Source organism: Neisseria sp. HMSC065C04, from assembly GCF_001815375.1.
Classification (GTDB): domain Bacteria; phylum Pseudomonadota; class Gammaproteobacteria; order Burkholderiales; family Neisseriaceae; genus Neisseria; species Neisseria flavescens_D.
The window spans coordinates 71960-93901 of the sequence record NZ_KV820408.1; the positions used below are offsets into that span (position 1 = coordinate 71960).

Genomic DNA, 21942 nt, shown 5'->3' on the forward strand with positions numbered 1-21942 from the left:
CAATGGGTTGTTTAAGTAAAAGGGAAAAAGGCCGTCTGAAAATAGGTTTCAGACGGCCTTATTGTACCGATTCTTGTCTTTTTAACAATACGCGCGATTAGCGTACGTCAACGTAGGAGCTGCTGTGCAGTTCGCGCAGGAGGTTGGTGGTCGCCTGTTGCGCTTTTTGTTGGGACAGGTATTGGCGGACGGCGTTTTGTTGACGCTCTTCAGGCGTACCTGCTTCGCGGACGTCGTTCAGCTTGATGATGTGCCAGCCGAATTGGGTGCGGACAGGGGCGCTGATTTGGCCGGGTTTGAGTTTGTGGACGGCTTCTTCAAATGGGGCAACCATCATGCCGTCGGCAAACCAGCCCAAATCGCCGCCATTGCCGGCGCTGCTGTCTTGCGAGTATTGGCGTGCCAAACCGCCGAAATCTGCGCCGCTGCGGGCTTGTGAGTAGATTTTGCGGATGGTGCTTTCTGCGCCGACGGCGGCGTTATCGTTGTCGGCTTTAATGAGGATGTGTTGGGCATGGTATTGGCGCACAGGGTCTGCTTCAGGCAGGGTGGCGCCTTGTTGTTTGGCCTGCTCGATGTAACGTGCCACTTCGGAGTCGCTCACGCGGCTGTTTTGCATGATGGCCTGTTGGCGCACTTTTTCAACAATAATGCTGTCGGCGATGTCTTGACGGACGGCGGCAGACGGATTTTTGATGTTGGGGTTGTGCGCGATAACGGCTTCGATTTCGCTATCGGTCGCTTGGATGTTGCGGCGTTTGCCTGCTTGGAGGATCAGGGATTGGTTGATCATTTGTGCCAAAACCTGTTGGCGCAGCTCGTTGGCGTCCATTTGTGTGCCTTTCGGCATGGTTTGACGCGCTTGTGCTACGGCTTGTTCTACTTGGCGGTGGGTAATGACTTCGTTGTCGACAACCGCGGCAATGCCGTCTGAAAGATGTACGCCGCTTTGTACGGCAGGCATGGTGGTGGCGCTGACGACTGGAGTTTTGTTGGCACGCGCTTTGGTCGCTTTGGCTTTAGGGGCGGCGTGTGCGCCTACTGCGAGAGTGAGTGCGGCGACGAGAATCAGGGGTTTGAAGTTCATTGTTTGACTACCTCGTTGGTTTTGCTGTAACCGGGAATGGCTAAGCGGAGTTTTTCGAATGGGTTGTTGCCGATATTGCTCAAGTCTTTGAGTTGGAGGTTGAAGAATACGGCGTTTTTGTGGCTGTTTTCGCCGGTAACATAGCGTTGGCCGACCAAGCTCGCGCTCCAGCAGCCGCAGTTGCTTTTGTATTCTGCACCGATGAGCATTTCCAGCGGTTTTTTGGCTTCGATTTCGTAGTTGTAACGGGCAACGGCGTACAGGTTTTTACTCAACGGCCATTGGGCGGCAAGGTCGACTTGGCTGAGCCTGTCGTAGAAATAGTCGCCGTTGGCTTGCAGATAAATGCGCTCGTTGCGTCCGTATTTGTAGCGCGCGCTTAAGACTTTGCCGGGTTCGGGGTTGTAGGTAATCCCTGCGGCGTAGCTCTCGGCACGGCTTAAGTTTTGGTTGTAGTGGATGTCCAAATCAATGCGTGTGCTCGGAGTAAGGTTGCCGTGTGCAAAGGCTACCCAGTCGGATTGGCTGCGCGGATAATTGCTGACGTTGCCGTCAGGCAGGACGTTGTCTTTTTTGAAATAAAACTTCTGGCCGATACCTGCACGGAAGAGTTCCGCACCGGTGTTGGGGTTGAGGATACGGCTTTGTGTGGCCAGTGTCAGGCTGTTGGCCGAATTGATGCGGTCGTTGCCCGAATACAGGTTTTCGCGGAACAGCTGCGAATAGGTAAAGCTGTTTTCGGAGCTGTCGAAATTAGGCAGGTCGTTTTGGGACTTGGTCGGAATGTAGTTGTAAAACAGGCGCGGTTCAAGCGTTTGCAGGTATTCTCCGCCGAAGAGTCGAGCCCTGCGCTCGAAAGTCAGGCCGCTGTCGATATTGATAATCGGCAGAACGCGGCTGACATTGCGGCCGCTTTGACCGTTGAAACTGTTGAGGCTGTAATAAGTGGCATGTACGCCGACTTTAGGTCGGATGTAGCCCCATTGGTTGTGGAAATCCCATTTGACGCTCGGGTAGAGTACCACGCGGCTGCCGTCTTGCTTGGTGTCGTGATCAAAGCGGGTGAATTGGCCTAATACGTTGAGTTGCGCCTTGCCGATATGGCTTTGCCAACGGCCGGTCAGGCGGGGCATGATGGCATAAGGCTCGTCTTTATAACCGTCTTGGTTGGCCAGCGTTTGATATTTTTGTACGCGCAACGAGCCGTCGAAGCTGCCGCCCAACAGTTTGTCGCTGTAATTGAGCCATGCCTGACGGTCGAGGTTGACGTTGCGCGCGATGTCTTCGCGGCCGTAGAAGTCGCGGTAGTAATCATCGTCGGAAACTTGGTTGTAGTTGATGCCACCGCTGATTTTGCTGTTCAGCTGCTGCTGGTGTTTCCATTTGAACTGGTAGCGGTTGTTGTGGACGCTTTTTTGGTCGTTCGGCATCCAGTCGCCATCGACTTCGCCGCTGTAATTCGGTTGCAGATAACGGACTTGGCCGCCCAGTTGCACACCGCGTTTGCTGATAATGCCCGGGCGGATGGTGGCATCCAAATTCGGCGCAAGGTTGAAGTAGTAGGGCAGGCTCAGCTCAAGGCCGTCTGAACCTGTGGCAATGGTCGGAACGAGCAGGCCGCTTTTGCGGTTGCCGTTGATGGGGAAGTCCGCCCAAGGCGTGTAGAGGACAGGGACGCCGCCGAATACGAGCGAAGCGTGTTTGGCTACGCCGATACCTGTCGATTCATCGGCTTCAATGCTTTGCGCTTGGATATACCAGCTGGCATCGCCGGGCGAACAGGTGTTGAATTTGGTATTGATGAGTTTGTAGAGGCCTTTGCCTTTGAGTTCGGCTTTTTCGCTGACACTTTGAAGGCGGCGGCCGCCTTGTTCGGTATTGAGGCGTACGGCAGTGCCGGAACCGGTTTGGTCTTTGAGGTTGTAAACCAATTGGTCGCCGGATACGGTCGAACCGTTTTGATACAGGGTAAAACGGTCGCCGGCGGTAATGGTATCGGTGGCTTGGTCGTATTGCGCCCAATCGGCATTGAGAATATCGGCATTGCGCTCGACAATGACGTCGCCTTCAGCACGGACGCCGACTTGGGTCTGACCTTCTATTTTATCGGCGTTGACGCGGGTGTAATCGGCAGGCAGGGCAGGCTCGCCGCTGCGTTTGATTTCAGCGGTTTCGGCCGGCTTGGCATCTTCGTGGTCGCAAAACAGGCAAGTGCTGCCCAAGGAAAGCGGATCAGCTTCGCTTTGGCTGGTTTTTGCCGGTTTAGATGTGGCGGTGTGGGCAGGGGTATAGTCTTCCGCCTGCGGAACAGAAGCATCTTCCGCGCGCACGGCTGTTGCGCCAAAGCCCATAATTAAGGCGAGTACCAAGGGTTTGAGTGAAAATAAACGAGCCAAAATCGCCCCTTAAATCGGTTTGCCAGTTAGAATAGCGGTTATTGTAACCTGAAATTCTGCGATACCGCTATGCAACGACAAACCGAATTACAAAACTGGCTGGAGTCTGTTTACCCGAACCAGCCGTTCGAATTGAGTTTTGCGGCAGCCGATGCCGACTTCCGCCGTTATTTCCGTGCGACGTTTTCAGACGGCCAGACCGTTATCTGTATGGACGCGCCTCCTGAGAAGATGAGTGTTGCGCCTTATTTGAAAGTGCAAAAACTGTTTAACATGGTCAATGTGCCGCAAGTGCTTCATGTGGATGAAGCGTTGGGCTTTATGGTGCTGAACGATTTGGGCAATACCACATTCCTGACCGCCATGAATCAGGAAAACAGCGAAACCGCCCACAAAGCCCTGTTGCTCGAAGCCATCGACGAACTGATCGAACTGCAAAAGGCCAGCCAGCCCGGCAAACTGCCGGAATATGACCGCGAAGTCATGCTACGCGAGATTAACTTGTTCCCCGAATGGTTTGTGGCCAAAGAATTGGGCCGCGAGCTGACCTTCAAGCAACGCCAGTTGTGGCAGCAAACCGTCGATACACTGTTGTCGCCCTTATTGGAGCAACCTAAAGTTTATGTCCACCGCGACTTTATCGTCCGCAATCTGATGTTGGCAAAAGGCCGCCCGGGCGTGTTGGACTTCCAAGACGCGCTTTACGGCCCGATTTCCTATGATTTGGTGTCGCTGCTGCGTGATGCGTTTATCGAATGGGAAGAAGAATTTGTATTGGACTTGGTCATCCGTTACTGGGAAAAAGCACGCGCTGCCCAGCTGCCTGTACCTGCCGAGTTTGACGAGTTCTACCGCTGGTTTGAATGGATGGGTGTACAACGCCATTTGAAAGTGGCCGGTATTTTTGCCCGCCTGTACTACCGCGACGGCAAAGACAAATACCGCCCGGAAATTCCGCGCTTCTTGAACTACTTGCGCCGCGTATCGCGCCGTTATAATGATTTGGCGCCGCTTTATGCGTTGCTGGTCGAATTGGTCGGCGATGACGAATTGGAAACAGGCTATACCTTTTAAGCTTGGTTTTTTAAGATTTGATTCCACTTTTCAGACGGCCTGATCAACAAAAGGCCGTCTGAAACCTTTACAGAACACATAAACATGACTTACATGATTTACCCCAAAACCTACGACGTGATTGTCGTCGGTGGCGGCCATGCCGGTACCGAAGCCGCGCTTGCCGCCGCACGCATGGGTGCGCAAACCCTGCTGCTCTCACACAACATCGAAACCCTCGGCCAAATGTCGTGCAACCCTTCCATTGGCGGTATCGGCAAAGGTCACCTCGTACGCGAACTCGACGCGCTCGGCGGCGCAATGGCATTGGCAACCGACAAATCCGGTATCCAGTTCCGCCGATTGAATGCCAGCAAAGGCGCGGCAGTACGAGCCACGCGCGCGCAGGCAGACCGTATCCTATATAAAGCCGCCATCCGTGAAATGTTGGAAAACCAAGAAAACCTCGATCTTTTCCAGCAAGCCGTCGAAGACGTAACGCTCGACGGCGAACGCATCAGCGGCGTGGTTACCGCGATGGGCGTGGAATTTAAAGCACGCTCCGTCGTATTGACCGCCGGCACGTTTTTGTCCGGCAAAATCCATATCGGTTTGGAAAACTACGAAGGCGGCCGCGCCGGCGATCCCGCCGCCAAATCCTTGGGCGGCCGTTTGCGTGAATTGAACCTGCCTCAAGGCCGTCTGAAAACCGGCACGCCACCGCGTATTGACGGACGCACGATTGACTTCTCCCAACTGACCGAACAGCCCGGTGACACGCCTGTGCCCGTAATGTCCGTACGCGGCAGCGCCGATATGCACCCGCGCCAAGTGTCCTGCTGGATTACGCATACCAACACGCAAACCCACGACATCATCCGCTCAGGCTTCGACCGCAGCCCGATGTTTACCGGCAAAATCGAAGGCGTGGGTCCGCGTTATTGTCCGTCTATCGAAGACAAAATCAACCGCTTCGCCGACAAAGACAGCCACCAGATTTTCCTCGAACCCGAAGGTCTGACCACGCATGAATACTATCCAAACGGTATCTCCACCAGCCTGCCGTTCGACATTCAAATCGCCCTCGTGCGCAGCATGAAAGGCCTCGAAAACGCCCATATCCTGCGCCCCGGCTACGCCATCGAATACGACTACTTCGACCCGCGCAACCTCAAAGCCAGCCTCGAAACCAAAACCATCCAAGGCCTCTTCTTCGCCGGACAAATCAACGGCACGACCGGCTACGAAGAAGCCGCCGCGCAAGGCCTGCTCGCAGGTGCAAATGCCGTGCAATACATCCGCGAACAAGACCCGCTCCTGCTGCGCCGCGAACAAGCCTATCTCGGCGTATTGGTGGACGACCTCATCACCAAAGGCGTGAACGAGCCTTATCGCATGTTCACCAGCCGCGCCGAATACCGCCTGCAACTCAGGGAAGACAACGCCGACATGCGACTGACCGAAGACGGCTACAAAATCGGCTTGGTGAGTGAAGAACAATGGCGTATGTTCAACGAAAAACGCGAAGCCATCGAATGCGAAATCCAACGTTTGAAAACAACGTGGTACACACCGCAAAAACTCGCCGAAGAAGAGCAGCTGCGCGTATTCGGCCAAAAACTCAGCCGTGAAGCAAACCTGCACGACCTCCTGCGCCGCCCGAACCTCGACTACGCCGCGCTGATGACCCTGCCCGACGCCCAACCTGAAACCGCGCTTGCCGACAGCGTGGTCGAACAAGTCGAAATCCAAGTCAAATACCAAGGCTATATCGACCGCCAAAACGAAGAAATCGACAGCCGCCGCGACATCGAAACCTTAAAGCTGCCCGAGGATATCGATTACAGCAAAGTCAAAGGTTTGTCGGCAGAAGTGCAGCAAAAGCTCAATCAACACAAACCCGAAACCGTCGGCCAAGCCAGCCGCATTTCCGGCGTAACGCCTGCCGCCGTTGCATTGCTGATGGTGCATTTGAAACGCGGATTTAAAGATGCGAAGTAAGGTTTAATCCGAATAAAGGCCGTCTGAAATGTTCAGACGGCCTTTATTTATCAGGGGATTGACGGTGTTGCACCTTATTTCATTAATTTTTAAAGAGTTCGGATTTTCAGCAAGATGGGCGTGTTCTGATGAAAAAATGAAGAAGAAAACGTTTTTTCAGGACGCGTCATAAGCTGCCGCTTTTTCGAGCAGTTTTACCCTTGCCTGCGGCCATTCCTCACGCAGCAGGCTGTATTCAACCGTATCGCGCACGCTGCCGTCTTTCCGCAGCTTGTGGCAGCGCAAGATGCCGTCTTGGTGTGCACCCAAGCGTTCGATGGCGCGTTGGGAGGCGGTGTTGAGGTTGTCGGTCTGCCAGCAGGCGCAACGGCAGTTTAAAGTGTCGAAAACGTAGTCGAGCAACATGATTTTGCAGGTGGTATTAATGTGCGTGCGCTGTGCCGACAGGGCATACCATGTGAAACCGATGTAGAGGCGTGGGATGGCGGGGTCGATGTGGTAAAGCGAAGTCGAGCCAACAATTTTTCCCGTGTCTTCGTCGATGACGGCAAAGGCGAGGCGGGTTTGTATGGCGGTGCGGATATAGTCAGCTACTTGGTGGGGTTCGGGCGCGGTGGTTACGTTCAGCTTCCAAACTTCGCCGTCGCAAACTGCTTCGCGCAAACCGGCTTCGTGTGCCGTTGTTAAAGGTTCGAGACGGACGCGATCGAAGGACAAAACGGGAGCGGATGAAAAATCAGCCATGTGGTTTCCTTTGTATTTGATGGTTTGATTTTTCAGACGATCTTTTATAGTGTCTTAACGGACGGCTTTTTTGAGGTCGTCTGAAAGCTATTGATTAATGATGTTTGAACACCAGCACGCCCGACTCCGATACAAACCCGTCCAACGGCAGGTCGTGCGGTTCGCGCGGCAGTGTGTCGGTCAGTTGGCAGCCGAAGCCTACGCCCAGTGTTCGGGTTTGCAGGCGGTATTTCATGGCGGAGAGGGTGGCGTCGTAATAGCCGCCGGCTTGTCCGAGGCGGTAGCCGCGTTTGTCGATGCCAACGATGGGGACCAGCAGCAGGCTGAGTTGGTGGACGCGGATTTTTTTGCCGGTGAATTGGGGGACATGCAATTTGGCGCGGCCGCGTTTGCGTTCTTGTTTGGCGCCGTCGGCAGGGTAGGGGGTGAACCACATCCGCCGCGTGTTCGGTTCGATATAGGGCAGGTAGAGTTTTGCGCCGCGTTTTTGTGCGGCACGGACAAAGCCGTCCAATCGCAACTCCTTGCCCATCGGCCAATACACGCCTATTTTCCGTCCTTTTTTGATGTAGGGCTTGAGCAGGCGGTTGATGGTTTCGGTGGCGGCGTTTCGCTCGGCGGCGCTCATTTGGGCGCGTGCGCGGCGGAACTGTTTGCGTAGTGCCGATTTTTCGGGATTCCTCATTTTCAGACGGCCTTTCGGGATTGCGGTAGAATGTTGCGATTATAACGATTTTGTTAACATTCAAACAGGACGCACACGATGTGGCACATTGTCGCCATCGGCTATCTTTTTGTTGCCGTGATGTTTTCCGCCGCGCAGCCGAGTATTGCGCGCGCGTTGATTTATTTGGTTTTTTGGGCGGTGTTGCCTACTGTGTTCACGGTCTTTGTCGTGACCATCCGCCGCCGCAACCGCCGGATGAAACGGCAGGAGCAGGCGGAGTTTGAAGCGGCCCGCCAAAAGGCGGTACAGACGGATGAAAAACAGGACGGAAAGGTATGAAATCCCTTTTCAGACGGCCTCTTATCCGCTATAATCCGTCAGTTTTCCATTTGGGAAACACGCTTTTATTTTTTTAAAACTTATGCCCACTTTCGCCGAAGGGTGCTTGACAATAGGCGCCGCCTATCAAGTTCTATGCGATTGAATGTGTGCTCTTTAACCCTTTCAAGGAAATAACATGTCTCAAATTACTATGCGTCAGATGATTGAAGCCGGTGTTCACTTCGGTCACCAAACCCGTTTCTGGAACCCGAAAATGGCCCAATACATTTTCGGTGCGCGCAACAAAATCCATATCGTAAACTTGGAAAAAACCCTGCCGATGTTCCAAGAGGCGCAAGAAGCCGTACGTCGTCTGGTTGCCAACAAAGGTACAGTATTGTTCGTAGGTACCAAACGCCAAGCCCGCGACATTATCCGCGAAGAAGCTACCCGTGCCGGTATGCCTTTCGTTGATTACCGCTGGTTGGGTGGTATGCTGACTAACTACAAAACCGTTAAGCAATCCATCAAACGCCTGGAAGAAAAAACTGCTGCCCTGGAAAACGCTGCTGAAGGCGGTTTCAACAAAAAAGAAATTCTGGAAATGCAACGCGATGTTGAAAAACTGGAACGTTCTTTGGGCGGTATCAAAAACATGAAAGGCCTGCCTGACGCGATTTTCGTTATCGATACCGGCTACCAAAAAGGTACTCTGGTTGAAGCTGAAAAATTGGGCATCCCTGTTATCGCCGTAGTCGATACCAACAACAGCCCTGACGGCGTGAAATACGTTATCCCTGGTAACGATGACTCCGCTAAAGCCATCCGCCTGTACTGCCGCGGCATCGCTGACGCAGTTTTGGAAGGCAAAAACCAAGCGCTGCAAGAAACTGTAGCCGCTGCCCAAGAAGCTGCTGCCGAGTAATTCGGTACACAGAAGAGGGGGCGTTATGCCCCTTTTCTCAAATCCCGTTCTGAAATCCGTTTCAGACGGCCACTATTTCCAAACACGGCAATGGCCGTGTTCCCAAAAATCTAGGAGATTCAAAATGGCAGAAATTACTGCAAAAATGGTTGCCGACCTGCGCGCCGCTACCGGCCTGGGCATGATGGAATGCAAAAAAGCCTTGGTTGAAGCTGAAGGAAACTTCGACAAAGCCGAAGAAATCCTGCGTATTAAATCTGGTGCGAAAGCCGGTAAACTGGCTGGCCGTACTGCTGCCGAAGGCGTATTGGCTTACGCGATCAACGGCAATGTCGGCGCATTGGTTGAAGTAAACTGCGAAACCGACTTCGTTGCTAAAGACGCCGGCTTCGTAGAATTTGCCAACTTCGTTGCTAAAACTGCTGCCGAGAAAAAACCGGCTTCTGTTGAAGAGCTGAGCGAACTGGTTGAAGTAGAACGCAAAGCCATCATCGCTAAATTGGGCGAGAATATGTCTGTTCGCCGCTTCCAAGTGATCGACACTGCCAACCAACTGGTTGCCTACATCCACGGTGCTTTGGCTACTGAAGGCGTATTGGTTGAGTACAAAGGCTCTGAAGACGTAGCACGCAAAATCGGTATGCACATCGTTGCCGCTAAACCACAATGCGTAAGCGAAGCCGAAGTAGATGCTGAAACCGTTGAAAAAGAACGCCACATCTACACCGAGCAAGCTATCGCTTCCGGCAAACCTGCCGACATCGCCGCTAAAATGGTTGAAGGCCGTATCCGCAAATTCTTGGCTGAAATCACTCTGAACGGCCAAGCGTTCGTGATGAACCCTGACCAAACTGTTGCCCAATTCGCTAAAGAAAACGGCACTGAAGTGGTTAGCTTCGTACGCTACAAAGTAGGCGACGGTATCGAGAAAGCCGTTGTTGACTACGCAGCCGAAGTTGCTGCCGCTGCTAAAGTGTAAGGCACTTATGAAAAAGAAAGCACCTAGATTCCAAACGAATCAGGGTGCTTTTTTTTGAGAAAACCGTTTACGGTACCTATTTTAAGACGACCGAATATTCAGGCCGTCTGAAAACAAAACAATAATAGAACGACACACCATATCATTGTAATCCGACCGTTTGAAATTCAGACGGCCCAACTCCGACCGACGACATTCAAGAAAGCAAGGTATCCCATGACACAGCAAATCAAATACAAACGTGTATTACTGAAACTCTCCGGCGAATCCCTGATGGGCTCTGATCCATTCGGCATCAATCATGATACCATCGTTCAAACTGTCGGCGAAATTGCCGAAATCGTGAGAATGGGCGTGCAAGTCGGTATCGTTGTCGGCGGCGGTAACATTTTCCGCGGCGTATCTGCACAAGCAGGCAGCATGGACCGCGCCACTGCCGACTACATGGGCATGATGGCGACCGTTATGAACGCCTTGGCACTCAAAGATGCATTTGAAACCTTGGGCATCAAAGCGCGTGTTCAATCAGCACTGTCTATGCAGCAAATCGCTGAAACTTACGCCCGTCCTAAAGCCATTCAATATTTGGAAGAAGGCAAAGTCGTGATTTTCGCCGCCGGTACCGGTAACCCATTCTTCACGACCGACACTGCCGCCGCATTGCGCGGCGCGGAAATGAACTGCGACGTGATGCTCAAAGCCACCAATGTTGACGGTGTGTACACCGCAGACCCGAAAAAAGACCCATCTGCAACACGCTACGAAACCATTACTTTTGACGAAGCCTTGTTGAAAAACCTCAAAGTGATGGATGCCACCGCTTTCGCCCTCTGTCGCGAACGCAAACTCAATATCGTGGTATTCGGCATTGCTAAAGAAGGCTCGCTCAAACGCGTGGTAACCGGCGAAAACGAAGGTACACTGGTTCACTGCTAATCATTAAAAGGCCGTCTGAAACAGCCGAACGGGATACATTCGGCTTTCAGACGGCCTTTTATTTTCAGTCGGTTGCGCGGGTATTGGTTCATGGGTTGAAAAGGTTGAGAACTTGCTTGATCATAATATCCAACCGACAATTCGATAACAAAAGGATACTCCATGAATATCACCGTCTTGGCTGTCGGCACGAAAATGCCGCGTTGGGTGGATGAAGCCGTCGGCGAGTATGCCAAACGCTTCGGGCGCGATGTCAATTATGCGCTGAAAGAAATCAAGCCAGAGAAACGCGGCGCGGGTGTGAATGCGGCTCAGGGCATGGCGGCTGAAGAAAAACGCCTGCTGGAAGCCATACCGCAGGGCGCGTTTTTGGTGGTATTGGATGAGCGCGGCAAAGCGCCGACTTCGGTCGAATTGGCGCAACATTTGAAAGGCTGGCAGCAAAACGGCGAACACGTCTGCTTTATTATCGGCGGCGCAGACGGCATGACCGACCGTTTGAAGCAGCAGGCAAATATGATGATGCGCCTTTCCAGCCTGACCTTGCCGCACGGCATGGTGCGCGTTTTGCTGACCGAGCAGCTTTATCGCGCCGTTTCGATTTTGCACAACCATCCGTATCATCGGGAATAATCCGTTTTGATTGCTGGGATAAAACGGTAATGCCGCCTTGTAGGTTTGAAAGGGAATAGGGCAAGTCGGTTTAAAGCAGGGTTGAACCTGTTTTCAGACAGCCTGATTTTTCCGCATGAATCCTTTATAATCGTTTCTTTGATAAATCAACATCTTTCGAGAGAACCCAAATGTCCGATTTCCGTCAAGACTTCCTCAAATTCGCTTTGGCACAAAACGTGTTGAAATTCGGTGAATTTACGACTAAGGCCGGCCGTCAGTCGCCTTATTTTTTCAATGCCGGTTTGTTCAATGACGGCGCATCGACTTTGCAGCTGGCGAAGTTTTACGCCGAAGCCATTATTGCCAGCGGCGTGAAGTTCGATATGCTGTTCGGCCCAGCCTATAAAGGCATTATTTTGGCGGCGGCAACAGCGATGATGTTGGCGGAAAAAGGCGTAAACGTACCGTTTGCCTACAACCGCAAAGAAGCCAAAGACCACGGCGAGGGCGGTGTGTTGGTAGGCGCGCCTTTGAAAGGCCGCGTGCTGATTATCGATGATGTGATTTCCGCCGGTACATCCGTGCGTGAGTCGGTCAAACTGATTGAGGCCGAAGGCGCAACGCCTGCCGCAGTGGCCATTGCGCTCGACCGCATGGAAAAAGGCACGGGCGAATTGTCGGCGGTACAGGAAGTTGAAAAACAATACGGCCTGCCGGTGGTTTCAATTGCCAACCTGAACGACTTGTTCACGCTCTTGCAAAACAATGCCGAATTTGGCGGCTTCTTCGAGCCGGTCAAAGCCTATCGCGAACGTTACGGTGCGGTTTAAACCATAACATCATGCTCAGGTCGTCTGAAACAGTTTTCAGACGACCTGAAGCATTGGCTAAAATATATTTTTGATTCAATACACTTACGGAAATACTCATGCCTGCTTGTTCTTGTCCTCATTGTAAAACACCGCATTGGGTGAAAGATGCCCAGTTGAACGTGGCGCAGGGTTTCGTGGTCTGCACGCGTTGTTCGGGGATGTTTAAGGCCAAGGATTATCTGTCGGGCAACCTGCCGGCCGATCCGGCCCATCTGCCTGTGGCGGTAACGGATGTGCGCCTCGTGCATAACATCGGCGCGCAAATCCTCAAACATTCCAAACTCTCGCGCAAAGAAATTTCCGATTTGCTCAATAGTGCGCTTAAGGAAGAGCCTAAGGCGGAAGAGCAGGCGGCGGTCAAAACGCGCAAGGACGGTTTTAACTGGACGTTGGCATCGCTGATTGCGCTGACGGTTTTGATTATGCAACTCTTTTATCTTGCCCTGCTATGAGTGCCATTACCCATTTTGTCGCCAGCTTTCGCGAAGCCGCGCCCTATATCCAATATTTGCGCGGCAAAACCATGGTGGTCGGCGTGACCGACAGCTTGTTGGAAGGCGAAACCTTGATTCGTTTGGCCGCAGATTTGAATCTGTTGGCCAGCTTGGGCTTGCGTTTGGTCTTGGTGCACGGTTCGCGGCATTTGCTCGACAAATTGGCTTCGGGTCGGAATTTTGTTCCAAAATACAGCGGCAGCCGTCGGATTACCGATGAAGCAACTTTGATGGAAGTGAAGCAGGTGGCGGGAATTATCCGCAGCGATGTGGAAGCCGCCTTGTTCAGCAGCGTATCTGCGCAGCAACGGAGCAAGCCGCCGGTTATCGCGTGCGGCAACTTTATTACTGCTCGTCCGTTGGGCGTTATCGACGGCGTGGACATGGGCTATACCGGTACCGTCCGCAAAATCGACGCAGAAGAAATCCGTTTGCGTTTGGATAGCGGCGCGGTGGTGCTTATCAGTCCTTTGGGGCATTCGTACAGCGGCAAAACCTTCAATCTGAGTATGTGCGAAACCGCGCAGGAAGTGGCCATGGCTTTGCAGGCGGAGAAGCTGGTTTTCTTGACCGAAGAAGCCGGTATTCGTCGTGCCGACGGCTCTTTGGCCAATACTTTGTCTGTCGGCGAAGTGCAGGAGCTGATACACGACAATCCCGATGCGCCGGCCGATTTGCTGCATGCGGCGGTAGGCGCGTTGGAAAACGGCGTATCGCGGGTGCAGATTCTCAACGGCCGTGAAGACGGCAGCCTGTTGCGCGAGCTGTTTACCCGCGAGGGCAGCGGTACATCTATTGCCCGTGAGCCGTTTGTTTCCATCCGCCAGGCTCGCAGCGACGACATTCCGCACATCATCGCCTTAATCCGTCCGTTGGCGGAACAAGGCATTTTGCTGCACCGCAGCCGCGAGTATTTGGAAAACCATATTTCCAGTTTTTCCGTATTGGAACATGATCAAAACATTTACGGCTGCGTGGCGCTGAAAACCTTTGCCGAGCCTGATTGCGGCGAATTGGCCTGTCTGGTGGTGTCGCCCGAAGCGCGTGACGGCGGCTACGGCGAATTGTTGTTGGAACATCTGTTTCAAAAAGCACGCGCCTTAAATATCAAAACGCTTTTCGCCTTATCCACGCACACGGGCGAATGGTTTGTCGAACGGGGCTTTCAGACGGCCTCAGCCGATGATCTGCCTGCCGAACGCCGGCAGGAATACAATGCCAACGGCCGCAATTCCAAAGTATTTGTTTATGACTTGCAGGCCGTCTGAAAACCTCAATCCTATTATCCGTTTTTAAAAATTACTCAAATCTTATGTTGAAAATCATCTCTGCCAACGTCAACGGCATCCGCTCCGCCTATAAAAAAGGTTTTTATGAATACATCGCCGCTTCCGGTGCCGACATCGTCTGCGTACAGGAACTGAAAGCTCAAGAGGCCGACCTGTCAGACGATATGAAAAATCCGCACGGTATGCACGGCTACTGGCATTGCGCCGAAAAGCGCGGTTACAGCGGCGTGGCGGTGTACAGCAAACGCAAGCCCGACAATGTGCAAATCGGCATGGGCATTGAAGAATTTGACAGGGAAGGCCGTTTTGTCCGTTGCGATTTCGGCAAGTTATCGGTAATTTCCCTGTATCTGCCCAGCGGCAGCAGCGCGGAAGAGCGCCAACAAGTGAAATACCGCTTTTTGGACGCGTTCTATCCCATGCTCGAAGCCATGAAAAACGAAGGGCGCGACATCGTCGTCTGCGGCGACTGGAACATTGCCCACCAAAATATCGACTTGAAAAACTGGAAGGGCAATCAGAAAAATTCGGGCTTCCTGCCTGAAGAGCGCGAATGGATAGGCAAAGTCATCCACAAGCTCGGTTGGACGGATATGTGGCGCACACTTTATCCGGATGTGCCGGGCTATACCTGGTGGAGCAACCGCGGACAAGCGTATGCGAAAGATGTCGGGTGGCGTATCGATTATCAGATGGTTACGCCGGAGTTGGCCGCCAAAGCTGTTTCCGCACATGTTTATAAAGACGAAAAATTCTCGGATCACGCCCCTTTAGTTGTGGAGTATGACTATGTTGCCGAATAAGGTTTTTGGTAAATATGATTGGAATATAAACGGTAAAACCGGCGTAGGCGCGGCGTGGGTCGTAGCGGCATTTGTGCTGCCTATGCTGGTGTGGGCGGTGTTTATGCTGGCGCGGATGTCCGGCTGGGTTGCGCCGACCAAGGCCAATCCGACGTGGGCGTTGGTATGGCTGCTGTTTTCCCTGCCTTGCCTGCTGATTGCGGCCAAATGCTTTGCTTGGAAGGGTTGGCGGCTGATTGCCAACATCGTACTTTGTCTGGCAACTTGTGCCATCCTCAGCGTGCCAGCCGCATTGCTGATTGCATTTACACTCAACGACTTGCTCAAATAGGCCGTCTGAAATGCAGAGCTTCGAACTCGAAGAAATGGCACTGTTTCTGATACGCGATGCGGATGAAGCGGAAATGTGGATAGACCGCTGGGCGGTCAGCTATCCGATTGTTCAAACCGCCGAAGCCGATAGTCGGCAAACCATTTCCGAATGGCAACACGCCATTCAGACGGCCTTCGACCATATCGTCAGCAGAAATATTGCCGTCGTGGCTCATGGTGCCGGCGTGTCCGCATTTTTGGCATGGCTGTATCAAGCCGACATCCTGACGCAAAAACGCCTGACCAATATTATTTTGGTCTCGCCGCGTCCCGAAGCTTTTCCCGAAGACGAAATCCATACGTTCCAACGCGTCCGCTGTCCTTGCCGTACGGCGTTGGTCATCGCCGAAACAAAAGGCACACCACGCGATTGGGCGCAAGAACAGGCTGACCGCTGGCATGCACGCCTGCTTCAATCGCCGCATTCCGGCCGGTTAAACGGCGCACTCGGCGGCTGGCAATGGGGCATGAAGCTGATGCAGGAAATGTTGTTAAGTAAATAGTTTAGAAGTGTCTATCAAGAAGAGAGGCCGTCTGAAACCGATATGAGTTTCAGGCGGTCTTTATTTGCAAATATCATGTTAAATATAATTAAAAGAAACTATTCTCATTTCTTTTATGAGGCAATATAATTCAGCTGTTTCGTTAAATTGAGTATAAAAATGCAAATACCATTTCATTTAGCTTTATTACCCACGCTGATTATTGCTTCCTTCCCTGTCGCTGCTGCCGATACGCAGGACAATGGTGAACATTACACCGCCACTCTGCCTACCGTTTCCGTGGTCGGACAGTCCGATACCAGTGTACTCAAAGGCTACATCAACTACGACGAAGCCGCCGTTACCCGCAACGGACAGCTCATCAAAGAAACGCCGCAAACCGTCGATACGCTCAATATCCAGAAAAACAAAAATTACGGTACGAACGATTTGAGTTCCATCCTCGAAGGCAACGCCGGCATCGACGCTGCCTACGATATGCGCGGCGAAAGCATTTTCCTGCGTGGCTTTCAAGCCGATGCATCCGATATTTACCGCGACGGCGTGCGCGAAAGCGGACAGGTCCGCCGCAGTACCGCCAACATCGAGCGCGTGGAAATCCTGAAAGGCCCGTCTTCCGTGCTTTACGGGCGCACCAACGGTGGCGGCGTCATCAATATGGTCAGCAAATACGCCAATTTCAAACAAAGCCGCAACATCGGTGCGGTTTACGGCTCGTGGGCAAACCGCAGCCTGAATATGGACATCAACGAAGTGCTGAACAAAAACGTCGCCATCCGCCTCACCGGCGAAGTCGGGCGCGCCAATTCGTTCCGCAGCGGCATAGACAGCAAAAATGTCATGGTTTCGCCCAGCATTACCGTCAAACTCGACAACGGCTTGAAATGGACGGGGCAATACACCTACGACAATGTGGAGCGCACACCCGACCGCAGCCCGACCAAGTCCGTGTACGACCGCTTCGGACTGCCTTACCGCATGGGTTTTGCTCACCCGAACGATTTTGTCAAAGACAAGCTGCAAGTCTGGCGTTCCGATCTTGAATACGCCTTCAACGACAAATGGCGCGCCCAATGGCAGCTTGCCCACCGCACGGCGGCGCAGGATTTCGACCATTTTTATGCAGGCAGCGAAAATGGCAACTTAATCAAACGTAACTATGCTTGGCAGCAGACCGACAACAAAACCCTGTCGTCCAACTTCACGCTCAACGGCGACTACTCCATCGGTCGTTTTGAAAACCACCTGACCGTAGGCATGGACTACAGCCGCGAACACCGCAACCCGACATTGGGTTACAGCCGCACCTTTTCCGCCTCCATCAACCCCTACGACCGCGCAAGCTGGCCGGCTTCGGGCAGGCTGCAACCCGTCCTTACCCAAAACCGCCACAAAGCCGACTCCTACGGCATCTTTGTGCAAAACATCTTCTCTGCCACGCCCGATTTGAAATTCGTCCTCGGCGGCCGTTACGACAAGTACACCTTTAATTCCGAAAACAAACTCACCGGCAGCAGCCGCCAGTACAGCGGCCACTCGTTCAGCCCCAACATCGGCGCAGTGTGGAACATCAACCCCGTTCACACACTTTACGCCTCGTATAACAAAGGCTTCGCGCCTTATGGCGGACGCGGCGGTTATTTGAGTATCGACACGTCGTCTGCCGCCGTGTTCAACGCCGACCCCGAGTACCCCCGCCAATACGAAACTGGCGTTAAAAGCAGTTGGTTGGGCGACCGCCTCAGCACTACGTTGTCCACCTACCAAATCGAACGCTTCAATATCCGCTACCGCCCCGACGCGCAAAATGATCCCTACACTTGGGCAGTCGGCGGTAAACACCGTTCGCGCGGCGTGGAATTGTCCGCCATCGGGCAAATCATTCCCAAAAAACTCTATCTGCGCGGTTCGTTGGGCGTGATGCAGGCGAAAGTCGTTGAAGACAAAGACAATCCCGACCGAGTGGGCATCCATTTGAATAACACCAGCAACGTTACCGGCAACCTGTTTTTCCGTTACACACCAACCGAAAACCTCTACGGCGAAATCGGCGTAACCGGTACAGGCAAACGCTACGGTTACGACTCAAAAAATAAAGAAGTGACTACGCTTCCCGGCTTTGCCCGAGTTGATGCTATGCTCGGCTGGAACCATAAAAATGTTAACGTTACCTTTGCCGCGGCCAATCTGCTCAATCAAAAATATTGGCGTTCGGATGCCATGCCGGGTAATCCGCGCGGCTATACTGCCCGGGTAAATTACCGTTTCTGATGAAATCAGGCAAAGGCCGTCTGAAAATAAGGCTATGATCTAAGCCATATTTCAGACGGCCTTTATAAAGGCTGAAATAAAACTAAACACATTTTTTCACTCAAATCGAACACACCTCCAACAAAATGCCATAAAATCCGCCCATTGATTTGAATGTAAAGAGATACCTATGAAACTGAAAACCTTAGCCTTGACCTCATTAACCCTGTTGGCATTGGCTGCTTGCGGCAAACAGGCTGAAACCAGCGTTCCGGCAGACAGCGCCCAAAGCAACACATCCGCTCCGGCAGCCCCTGCCGCATTGACCGAAGGTGTCAATTACACCGTATTGTCCAATCCGATTCCGCAACAGCAGGCCGGCAAAATCGAAGTATTGGAATTCTTCGGCTACTTCTGTCCGCATTGTGCCCATTTGGAGCCGGTTTTGAGCGAACACATCAAAACGTTTAAAGACGATACCTATATGCGCCGGGAGCATGTTGTGTGGGGTGATGAAATGAAACCTTTGGCACGTTTGGCGGCCGCAGTGGAAATGGCCGGTGAATCAGATAAAGCCAACAGCCATATTTTCGATGCGATGGTTAACCAAAAAATCAACTTGGCCGATACCGATACCCTGAAAAAATGGCTGTCCGAGCAAACAGCGTTTGACGGCAAAAAAGTATTGGCTGCATTTGAGGCTCCTGAAAGCCAAGCGCGTGCGGCTCAAATGGAAGAGTTGACCAATAAATTCCAAATCAGCGGCACACCGACCGTTATCGTCGGCGGCAAATACCAAGTTGAATTTAAAGACTGGCAGTCCGGCATGACCACGATTGACCAGTTGGTGGACAAAGTACGCGAAGAGCAGAAAAAGCCACAATAAGTTGAAGGCTGAATGAATAAAGGCCGTCTGAAAATAGATTTCAGACGGCCTTTTATATTAGATGTTATAGAAGAAATGGTTGCTTAAGGCCTCATGATTTTAAATCTGAATACAAAACAAAAACGCCGTCTGAAACTTTTCAGACGGCGTTTTCGGTCAAATCGGCTTACAAACCTGGGAACATGCCTTTCATTCCCTTCATGCCTTTGGCCAAACGCATCAGTTTGCCCAAGCCGTTGCCGCTGAACATCTTCATCATTTGTTGCATTTGTTCAAACTGTTTGAGCAATTTGTTTACTTCCTGCACGGTCGTGCCTGCACCCATTGCAATACGGCGTTTGCGACTGGCTTTGAGTAGGGCCGGGTTGGCACGTTCTTTAGGGGTCATCGAGTTGATGATGGCTTCTACTTTACCCATCGCTTTTTCAGCCGTACCTTCGGGGATTTGTTTCGATATTTGACCCAGTTCGCCCGGCATCTTCGACATCAGGTTTTCCAAGCCGCCCATGTTGCGCATCTGCTGGATTTGTTCTTTAAAGTCATTGAGGTCAAAGCCTTTGCCTTTTTGCAGCTTTTTCGCCATTTTGGCAGCGGCTTCTTCATCAATACCTTTTTGGACATCTTCAATCAGGGTCAATACGTCGCCCATGCCGAGGATACGGCTGGCAAGACGGTCGGGGTGGAAAGGTTCGAGGCCGTTGATTTTCTCGCCGACGCCGATAAATTTAATCGGTTTGCCGGTTACATGGCGTACGGACAATGCCGCACCGCCGCGCGAGTCGCCGTCCATCTTGGTTAATACGACACCGGTGAGCGGCAGGGCCTCATTAAATGCCTGAGCAGTGTTCACCGCATCCTGACCTAACATGGCATCGATGACGAACAAAGTTTCAACCGGATTGATCGCAGCATGAAGCGCTTTGATTTCGTTCATCATCTCTTCATCGATTGCCAAACGGCCGGCGGTATCGACCATCAAGACATCGTAAAAATGTTTTTTGGCATAATCGACGGCGGCAGTTGCAATTTCAACCGGTTTTTGGTTGGTATCGGATGGGAAAAAGTCCACGCCGACCTGTTCGGCCAACAGACGCAGCTGTTCAATCGCGGCAGGGCGGTAAACGTCGGCAGATACCACCAAAACTTTTTTCTTCTGATCGTTTTTCAACAGGCGGGCGAGTTTGCCGACGGTTGTTGTCTTACCAGCACCCTGCAAACCGGCCATCAAAACAATGGCAGGCGGTGAAACCGACAAATCCAGCGTTTTGTTTTCCTTGCCCATCAGTTCGACTAAGGCTTGGTTGACCACGCCGATAAAGGCTTGGTCAGGTGTCAGGCTGCCGACGACTTCTTGGCCAAGGGCCTGTTCTTTGACTGTGTTGACGAATTCTTTAACGACGGGCAATGCAACGTCGGCTTCCAGCAGGGCAAGACGAACCTCGCGCAAGGCTTCTTTAATATTGTCTTCGGTCAGCGTTGATTGGCCGCGAATATTTTTAAGCACCTTGCTGAAGCGGTTGGTCAGGTTGTCTAACATACTTATCCTTGATAATGAGAATAGCTGCCCAATACAGGGCATTCTTTGTTAAAATAAAATTCGGATTATTTTACACGATAGTCCGAAGTTATGCTTCAAGAACACAAACACGTACACAAAGGCCGTCTGAAACCCTGCCGGCTGTCCGTCAAGTGCTCACACCTCTATTGAGAAAGATATTTATGCCGATTGTCTTAATCTGCCTTATGCTGGTGTATGCCGGATTGGGCGCATTTTCCTGGTTGCAACATAAAAAGCACAATAATAAGTCTTACCCGCTGAAAACCGAGCTTCTGATTTTGAGCGGCGCATTATTGGTACATGGCGCAGCATTGATGTTCCCTGTATTGCAGGATAGGGTATTGATTACCGGTTTTGGTTATTCGCTCAGTCTGATAGTCTGGCTGATGCTGATGATGTATTGCTTGGGCAGCTTCTTTTATTGTCTGCGCGGAGTGCAACTCTTATTGTATCCCTGTGCCGCATTGACCTTATTGTTGGGTTTCCTTTTCCCGGGGGATTTTTCAGGTCGCCAAATTGTAGACTTATTGCCACTGTCGCACATCGCATCATCATTGCTTGCATACGGATTGTTTGGCATCGTTACCTTATTTGCCATCCTAATCCTTTTAATCAACCGTAATTTGCACAAACGCCGTTTTTCCGCATTGGTCAGCTTCTTGCCACCTTTATTGAGTTTGGAGAAACTCATGTTCCAAGGTATTTGGGCAGGTTTCATTTTATTGACCTATTCCGTTATCAGCGGTACGTTTTTTGCCGAAGCCGTTTTCGGCAAACCCATGACCTTCACGCATAAAACCATCTTCAGTATTATGTCGTGGCTGATTTATGGCGCATTATTGTTGAAACACAGTATGACCGCATGGCGCGGCAAAAAAGCCGCCGTTTGGACTATTGTCGGATTTGTCAGTCTGATTTTTGCCTATGTAGGCAGCAAATTTGTTCTAGAAATTGTCCTTCAACGTATTGGATAAATGGCAAACATAAAAAAAGGCCGTCTGAAATAGCATTTCAGACGGCCTTTGTTTTGTATTTTTTGTATGAATGGAGAGTTTTGTATGAATGGAGAGTGTAGGAAGTTTGATTGTATTTTTTTAGAAATAAAAACCCTGTTAAAACAGGGCGGTGGTTAAATTTCTAGAAATAATTTTGCGAAAGGTGTTGACTGGTTTTGTTGGTAGGCGTATAGTT

21 protein-coding genes are annotated in these 21942 nt (G+C 51.7%); 16 read left to right on the top strand and 5 right to left on the bottom strand.

The annotated features are described in order from the left end of the window. Window positions 1–97: 97 nt before the first annotated feature. Window positions 98–1087 (bottom strand): peptidylprolyl isomerase, encoded by a 990-nt coding sequence (locus HMPREF3022_RS04985; protein WP_070765208.1) that lies wholly within the window; start codon window positions 1085–1087, stop codon window positions 98–100. Continuing rightward, the gene (locus tag HMPREF3022_RS04990) at window positions 1084–3483 is read right to left on the bottom strand and encodes an LPS-assembly protein LptD (RefSeq protein WP_349267152.1); all 2400 of its coding nucleotides are present in this window, start codon (window positions 3481–3483) and stop codon (window positions 1084–1086) included. Before HMPREF3022_RS04990 ends, HMPREF3022_RS04985 begins: the two co-directional genes overlap by 4 nt. A 69-nt stretch (window positions 3484–3552) precedes the next feature. On the opposite strand from HMPREF3022_RS04990, the gene amgK reads away from it, so the two are divergent. Together amgK and mnmG are read left to right on the top strand one after the other, a co-directional pair. Beyond that, a complete protein-coding gene (gene amgK / locus HMPREF3022_RS04995; RefSeq protein ID WP_070765210.1) occupies window positions 3553–4557 on the top strand; it encodes an N-acetylmuramate/N-acetylglucosamine kinase AmgK in 1005 nt (334 codons plus the stop codon). An 84-nt stretch (window positions 4558–4641) separates the two neighbouring features. Continuing rightward, window positions 4642–6537 (top strand): tRNA uridine-5-carboxymethylaminomethyl(34) synthesis enzyme MnmG, encoded by a 1896-nt coding sequence (gene mnmG / locus HMPREF3022_RS05000; protein WP_070765211.1) that lies wholly within the window; start codon window positions 4642–4644, stop codon window positions 6535–6537. A gap of 156 nt (window positions 6538–6693) precedes the next feature. Here mnmG and HMPREF3022_RS05005 read toward each other — a convergent pair whose 3' ends face one another. Further along, a complete protein-coding gene (locus tag HMPREF3022_RS05005) occupies window positions 6694–7281 on the bottom strand; it encodes a GNAT family N-acetyltransferase (RefSeq protein WP_070765212.1) in 588 nt (195 codons plus the stop codon). 94 nt (window positions 7282–7375) lie between these two features. Continuing rightward, window positions 7376–7966 (bottom strand): 5-formyltetrahydrofolate cyclo-ligase, encoded by a 591-nt coding sequence (locus tag HMPREF3022_RS05010; RefSeq protein WP_070765213.1) that lies wholly within the window; start codon window positions 7964–7966, stop codon window positions 7376–7378. A gap of 78 nt (window positions 7967–8044) precedes the next feature. On the opposite strand from HMPREF3022_RS05010, the gene HMPREF3022_RS05015 reads away from it, so the two are divergent. The 13 genes from HMPREF3022_RS05015 (at window position 8045) to HMPREF3022_RS05075 (ending at window position 19193) form a co-directional block, all read left to right on the top strand. After that, on the top strand, window positions 8045–8287 hold the full coding sequence (locus HMPREF3022_RS05015) for a hypothetical protein (protein WP_070608453.1): 243 nt from the start codon (window positions 8045–8047) through the stop codon (window positions 8285–8287). A gap of 178 nt (window positions 8288–8465) precedes the next feature. Next, window positions 8466–9194, top strand: a complete 729-nt coding sequence (gene rpsB, locus HMPREF3022_RS05020; protein ID WP_002230071.1) for a 30S ribosomal protein S2 — start codon at window positions 8466–8468, stop codon at window positions 9192–9194. 124 nt (window positions 9195–9318) lie between these two features. Further along, window positions 9319–10173 (top strand): translation elongation factor Ts, encoded by an 855-nt coding sequence (gene tsf / locus HMPREF3022_RS05025; RefSeq protein WP_070461228.1) that lies wholly within the window; start codon window positions 9319–9321, stop codon window positions 10171–10173. 216 nt (window positions 10174–10389) lie between these two features. Further along, the gene (gene pyrH / locus HMPREF3022_RS05030) at window positions 10390–11109 is read left to right on the top strand and encodes a UMP kinase (RefSeq protein WP_003708812.1); all 720 of its coding nucleotides are present in this window, start codon (window positions 10390–10392) and stop codon (window positions 11107–11109) included. 162 nt (window positions 11110–11271) lie between these two features. Further along, complete coding sequence (gene rlmH / locus HMPREF3022_RS05035) at window positions 11272–11742, top strand: 23S rRNA (pseudouridine(1915)-N(3))-methyltransferase RlmH (protein WP_003682681.1); 471 nt, start codon at window positions 11272–11274, stop codon at window positions 11740–11742. 170 nt (window positions 11743–11912) lie between these two features. Beyond that, a complete protein-coding gene (gene pyrE, locus HMPREF3022_RS05040; RefSeq protein ID WP_003682682.1) occupies window positions 11913–12554 on the top strand; it encodes an orotate phosphoribosyltransferase in 642 nt (213 codons plus the stop codon). 98 nt (window positions 12555–12652) lie between these two features. Continuing rightward, window positions 12653–13048: an MJ0042-type zinc finger domain-containing protein gene (locus HMPREF3022_RS05045; protein WP_039862294.1), complete on the top strand. Its 396-nt coding sequence runs from the start codon at window positions 12653–12655 to the stop codon at window positions 13046–13048. Beyond that, window positions 13045–14358, top strand: a complete 1314-nt coding sequence (gene argA / locus HMPREF3022_RS05050; protein ID WP_049330845.1) for an amino-acid N-acetyltransferase — start codon at window positions 13045–13047, stop codon at window positions 14356–14358. Before HMPREF3022_RS05045 ends, argA begins: the two co-directional genes overlap by 4 nt. A gap of 44 nt (window positions 14359–14402) precedes the next feature. Then, complete coding sequence (locus HMPREF3022_RS05055) at window positions 14403–15182, top strand: exodeoxyribonuclease III (protein ID WP_003684015.1); 780 nt, start codon at window positions 14403–14405, stop codon at window positions 15180–15182. Continuing rightward, on the top strand, window positions 15169–15513 hold the full coding sequence (locus HMPREF3022_RS05060; RefSeq protein WP_049330844.1) for a hypothetical protein: 345 nt from the start codon (window positions 15169–15171) through the stop codon (window positions 15511–15513). The genes HMPREF3022_RS05055 and HMPREF3022_RS05060 overlap by 14 nt, the downstream gene beginning before the upstream one ends. A gap of 10 nt (window positions 15514–15523) precedes the next feature. Beyond that, window positions 15524–16057 (top strand): alpha/beta hydrolase, encoded by a 534-nt coding sequence (locus HMPREF3022_RS05065; RefSeq protein WP_049330843.1) that lies wholly within the window; start codon window positions 15524–15526, stop codon window positions 16055–16057. Window positions 16058–16216: 159 nt separating this feature from the next. After that, window positions 16217–18328, top strand: a complete 2112-nt coding sequence (locus HMPREF3022_RS05070; RefSeq protein WP_070765214.1) for a TonB-dependent receptor — start codon at window positions 16217–16219, stop codon at window positions 18326–18328. Between the two features lie 169 nt (window positions 18329–18497). Next, a complete protein-coding gene (locus tag HMPREF3022_RS05075; RefSeq protein WP_003749428.1) occupies window positions 18498–19193 on the top strand; it encodes a thiol:disulfide interchange protein DsbA/DsbL in 696 nt (231 codons plus the stop codon). A 166-nt stretch (window positions 19194–19359) separates the two neighbouring features. Here the strand turns inward: HMPREF3022_RS05075 and ffh are convergent, their stop codons facing one another. Continuing rightward, on the bottom strand, window positions 19360–20730 hold the full coding sequence (gene ffh / locus HMPREF3022_RS05080) for a signal recognition particle protein (protein WP_049330841.1): 1371 nt from the start codon (window positions 20728–20730) through the stop codon (window positions 19360–19362). A gap of 182 nt (window positions 20731–20912) precedes the next feature. Between ffh and ccsA the strand changes: the two genes are divergently transcribed. Then, entirely contained in the window at window positions 20913–21725 is an 813-nt protein-coding gene (gene ccsA, locus HMPREF3022_RS05085) for a cytochrome C assembly family protein (protein WP_049330837.1), read from the top strand. Window positions 21726–21942 lie beyond the last annotated feature (217 nt).